1 protein-coding gene is annotated in these 418 nt (G+C 54.3%); it reads right to left on the bottom strand.

Annotation, left to right across the window (positions count from 1 at the left end; all coding sequences use genetic code 11):
- Window positions 1–418 (bottom strand): glycogen/starch/alpha-glucan phosphorylase (locus I6F16_RS37680; protein ID WP_225174799.1); only part of this gene is annotated, 418 nt, incomplete at both ends.

Raw genomic sequence — 418 nt, 5'->3', positions numbered from 1 at the left:
CTCCTGCATCTCCACGTTTGCCCCATCAAGGGTGCCGATAGTCAGCGCGCCGTTAAGGGCAAACTTCATATTACTGGTGCCGGAAGCTTCAGTGCCTGCGAGGGAGATCTGTTCCGACAGGTCTGCCGCCGGAATGATCAGCTGCGCCAGACTAACGCTGTAGTTGGGGATAAAGACGACCTTCAGCTTGTCGCCAATCTGCGGATCGTTATTAATCACCGCCGCCACATCGTTGATCAGGTGAATAATGTGCTTGGCCATGTAGTAGGCCGAGGCCGCCTTACCGGCGAAAATATTCACCCGCGGTACCCACTCGGCCTGCGGATCGGCCTTGATCCGGTTATAGCGGGTGATGACGTGCAGCACATTCATTAGCTGGCGTTTGTATTCATGGATACGTTTGATCTGCACATCAAAC

This window comes from Bradyrhizobium sp. IC4060, assembly GCF_020193715.1.
GTDB classification, from domain to species: domain Bacteria; phylum Pseudomonadota; class Alphaproteobacteria; order Rhizobiales; family Xanthobacteraceae; genus Bradyrhizobium; species Bradyrhizobium yuanmingense.
The sequence above is the reverse complement of the archived record's forward strand: the minus strand, read 5'-3'. Positions and strand labels throughout refer to the sequence as shown.